This is a genomic window from Mesorhizobium sp. M1E.F.Ca.ET.063.01.1.1, from assembly GCF_003998155.1.
Classification (GTDB): Bacteria; Pseudomonadota; Alphaproteobacteria; order Rhizobiales; family Rhizobiaceae; genus Mesorhizobium.
The window spans coordinates 1-4,173 of the sequence record NZ_RZSC01000544.1; the positions used below are offsets into that span (position 1 = coordinate 1).

Genomic DNA, 4,173 nt, shown 5'->3' on the forward strand with positions numbered 1-4,173 from the left:
ATACGGCCGCGACCGCCGCGCGGTTGCCGCTTGAGATCAGGAGGTGCTCAGGCGGCCTTGGCCGCCCTGCCCTTGAGGCCGGCGATATCGACGGGCACCAGCACATCCTTGCCGGCCGAGGATTCGGGCAGAACATGCGCCCAGGTCAGGATCTCCATGCGGCCGTCGAAATGCTCGACCACCGCCGTGCAGCTTTCCACCCAGTCGCCGGTGTTGATGTACCGCACGTCGCCATAGTCCTCGATCGCGGCATGGTGGATGTGGCCGCAGATCACGCCGTCGACATGCGAGCGCCGCGCTTCCTCGGAGAGGACGGTCTGGAACGAGCCGATGAAGTTCACCGCCTTCTTGACCTTGACCTTGGCCCAGGACGAGAACGACCAGTAAGGCAGCCCGAGCAGGTGGCGCAGCTTGGTCACGACGCGATTGACCAGCATCGCCGCGTCATAGGCATAGTCGCCGAGATAGGCGAGCCAGCGCTGGTTGTGCACCACCGTGTCGAACTGGTCGCCATGGATGACGAGCAGCCGCCTGCCGTCGGCCGTCTCGTGGACCGCGCGGTCGGCAACGACGATGCCGCCGAAATGCACGCCCTGGAACTGGCGGGCGAATTCGTCGTGGTTGCCGGCGATGTAGGTGATCGAGGCGCCCTTGCGCGCTTTGCGCAGCAATTTCTGCACGACGTCGTTGTGGCTCTGCGGCCAATGCCAGCTACGCCGCAGGCGCCAGCCGTCGACGATGTCGCCGACCAGATAGATGGTATCGGCATCGTGGTAGCGCAGGAAATCGATCAGGAAATCGGCCTTGGCCGCCTTCGACCCGAGATGCACGTCGGAAATGAACATGGTTCGGAAAGTGCGGGGTTCTGGACCGGACATCGCGATTTCCACCTTTCTTTCGCGTGCCTATGCCTCGATTCATGCAACAACCGTATGACGGTTGCGGTTGGTCCAGCCCAGGCGCTAGCTTGCCGCCCTCGAAAAAGGAGAAATCACCATGGATCTCGGTATTCGCGGAAAGAAGGCCATCGTCTGCGCCTCGAGCAAGGGACTGGGGCGCGGCTGCGCGATTGCGCTCGCCGAAGCCGGCGTCGACCTCGTCGTCAATGGCCGCAACGCCGAGCTTTTGGCGAAAACTGCCGCGGAGATCCGCGAGAAATACGACGTCAAGGTGATCGAGATCGCCGGCGACGTCTCGAAGCCCGACGTGCAGGGGGCGATCCTCGCCGCCTGCCCCGACCCCGACATCCTGGTCAACAACAATGGCGGCCCGCCGCGGCGCGATTTCCGCGAGCTCGACCGCGGCAAGATCCTCGAAGGCGTGACGCAGAACATGGTGACGCCGATCGAGCTGATCCAGGCGGTCATAGACGGCATGGCAAAGCGCGGCTTCGGCCGCATCGTCAACATCACCTCGCTGTCGGTCTATGTGCCGATCCCTGGTCTCGACCTGTCGTCGGGCGCCCGCGCCGGCCTGACCTCTTTCCTTGCCGGCGTGGCGCGCACGGTGATCGACCGCAACGTGACCATCAACAGCCTCCTGCCCGGCAAGCACGACACCGACCGGCTGCGCGGCCCGGATGAGGCAGGCACGCCGGAAGACCCGGCCGCGGCGGCGGCGCGCAAGGCCCGCATCAGCGCCGATGTGCCGGCCAAGCGCCTCGGCACGCCGGAGGAATTCGGCCAGATCTGCGCCTTCTTGTGCTCGGTCCATGCCGGCTACCTCACTGGCCAGAACATCCCGGTCGACGGAGGCCTCTACGTCAGCGCGTTCTGACTGAGTCAGCTCGCGGCCGCCGATAGAACTCGAGAGTCTTGTTACAACAGACTGAAATAACTCGATTATTTTAGCTTAAGCAATGAGAACGCCGATACCGTGATTTGGCGCCGCGAAGAATCGTCGCCGCATGTATCTGCCTGACGCAATTCCGGACGGAAAACCGTTTCACACTTTTCCTGGAATTGCTCTAAAAGGCTCGAAAGCAGGAAGCACAGGAGGGGCCGCGATGGACGGCGAGAGCAAGAAAACGGCCAGGTCGGACCTCGACGAGGCCGCGCTCTTCTTCCACAAGTACCCCACGCCCGGAAAGCTCGAAATCCAGGCGACGAAGCCGCTCGGCAACCAGCGCGATCTCGCGCTTGCCTATTCGCCTGGCGTCGCCGCGCCCTGCCTCGAGATCCGCGACGACCCGGCGACCGCCGCCGACTACACGGCGCGCGCCAATCTCGTCGGCGTCGTCTCCAACGGCTCGGCGGTGCTCGGCCTCGGTAATATCGGCCCGCTCGCCTCCAAGCCGGTCATGGAAGGCAAGGCGGTGTTGTTCAAGAAGTTCGCCGGCATCGACGTCTTCGACATCGAGATCGACGCGCCTGAAATCGAGCGCATGGTCGAGACGGTGGCCGCGCTCGAGCCGTCCTTCGGCGGCATCAATCTCGAAGACATCAAGGCTCCCGAATGTTTCGAGGTCGAGGAGCGGCTGAAGGCCCGCATGGGGATTCCGGTCTTCCATGACGACCAGCATGGCACGGCGATCATTGTCGCGGCGGCGGTGCTCAACGGGCTCGAATTCGCCGGCAAGACGATTGCCGACATCAAGATCGTCACCTCCGGTGCCGGTGCCGCGGCGCTCGCTTGCCTCAACCTCCTGGTCTCGCTCGGCGCCAAGGTCGAAAACATCTGGGTCACCGACCGCTTCGGCGTCGCCTGGAAGGGCCGCGCCGAGGAGATGGACCGCTGGAAAGACCCCTATGTGAAGGATACGCAGGCGCGCACGCTGGCCGACGTCATCCCCGGCGCCGATGTCTTCCTCGGCCTCTCCGCTGCCGGCGTGCTGAAGCCTGAACTCCTGCAGCACATGGCGCCGAAGCCGCTGATCCTGGCGCTCGCCAACCCGACGCCGGAGATCATGCCGGAAGTGGCGAGGGCGGCGCGGCCGGACGCGATGATCTGCACCGGGCGTTCCGATTTTCCCAATCAAGTCAACAACGTGCTCTGCTTTCCTTACATCTTCCGCGGCGCGCTGGACTGTGGCGCCAGCGCCATCAACGAGGAGATGAAGATGGCCGCCGTGCGGGCAATCGCCGCCCTCGCCCGCGAAGAGCCCTCGGACGTCGCGGCGCGCGCCTATTCCGGCGAGACGCCGGTGTTCGGCCCGGATTTCCTGATCCCCTCGCCCTTCGACCCGCGCCTCATCCTGCGCATCGCGCCGGCGGTCGCGAAAGCCGCCTGCGATACCGGGGTGGCGACACGGCCGATCGCAGACTTCGCGGCCTATATCGACAAGCTCAACCGCTTCGTCTTCCGCTCCGGCCTGGTGATGAAGCCGGTCTTTTCTTCGGCCAAAGCCTCCAGCGCCAAGCGCGTCATCTATGCCGACGGCGAAGACGAGCGCGTGCTGCGCGCCGCGCAGGTGGTGCTGGAGGAAGGTATCGCCGAGCCTATCCTGATCGGCCGCCCGCATGTCGTGGAGGTTCGACTGAAGCGCTACGGGCTGCGCATCCGGCCGGGCGTCGATTTCGGCCTGATCAACCCGGAAGACGATCCGCGTTACCGCCACTATGTCGATCTGCTGATAGAACTCGCCGGCCGACGCGGCATTACGACGGAAGCCGCCCGCACCATGGTGCGCACCAACAATACGGTGATCGCGGCGCTCGCGCTGAAGCGTGGCGATGCGGATGCGATGGTCTGCGGGCTCGAAGGCCGCTTCGAGCGGCATCTGCGCAATGTCGCGCTGATCATCGGGCCGCGCCCCGGCGTCAAGGACCACGACCTGTCGACGCTCTCGATGCTGATTTCGCAGCGCGGCATCATTTTCCTGACCGACACCTATGTCACCATCGATCCGACGGCCGAGGAGATCGCCGAGATGACCGTCCTGGCGGCCGAGGAGATCAGGCGTTTCGGCATGGAACCCAAGGCCGCCCTGCTCTCGTTCTCGGATTTCGGTTCGCGCGACGCGCCGACCGCGCTCAAAATGCGGGAGGCCGCGGCGATCCTGGCGCGCATCGCGCCCGACCTGCAATGCGACGGCGAGATGCATGCCGATACAGCGCTGTCGGAACATCTGCGCCAGCGCGTCTATCCGCATTCGCGGCTGAAGGGTGAAGCCAATCTGCTGGTGTTCCCGAACCTCGATTCGGCAAACATCACGCTGACGGCGCTGCGCGCCAT

3 protein-coding genes are annotated in these 4,173 nt (G+C 64.7%); 2 read left to right on the forward strand and 1 reads right to left on the reverse strand.

The window, feature by feature from the left end; genetic code table 11:
- Positions 1–47 precede the first annotated feature (47 nt).
- The gene (locus EOA29_RS27535) at positions 48–878 is read right to left on the reverse strand and encodes a UDP-2,3-diacylglucosamine diphosphatase (RefSeq protein WP_126093761.1); all 831 of its coding nucleotides are present in this window, start codon (positions 876–878) and stop codon (positions 48–50) included.
- Positions 879–996: 118 nt separating this feature from the next.
- Between EOA29_RS27535 and EOA29_RS27540 the strand changes: the two genes are divergently transcribed.
- Positions 997–1,776: an SDR family oxidoreductase gene (locus EOA29_RS27540; protein ID WP_126093760.1), complete on the forward strand. Its 780-nt coding sequence runs from the start codon at positions 997–999 to the stop codon at positions 1,774–1,776.
- A 229-nt stretch (positions 1,777–2,005) separates the two neighbouring features.
- Positions 2,006–4,173, forward strand: a 2,168-nt coding sequence (locus EOA29_RS27545; RefSeq protein WP_145969826.1) for an NADP-dependent malic enzyme, incomplete at its 3' end; no start/stop codon positions are given.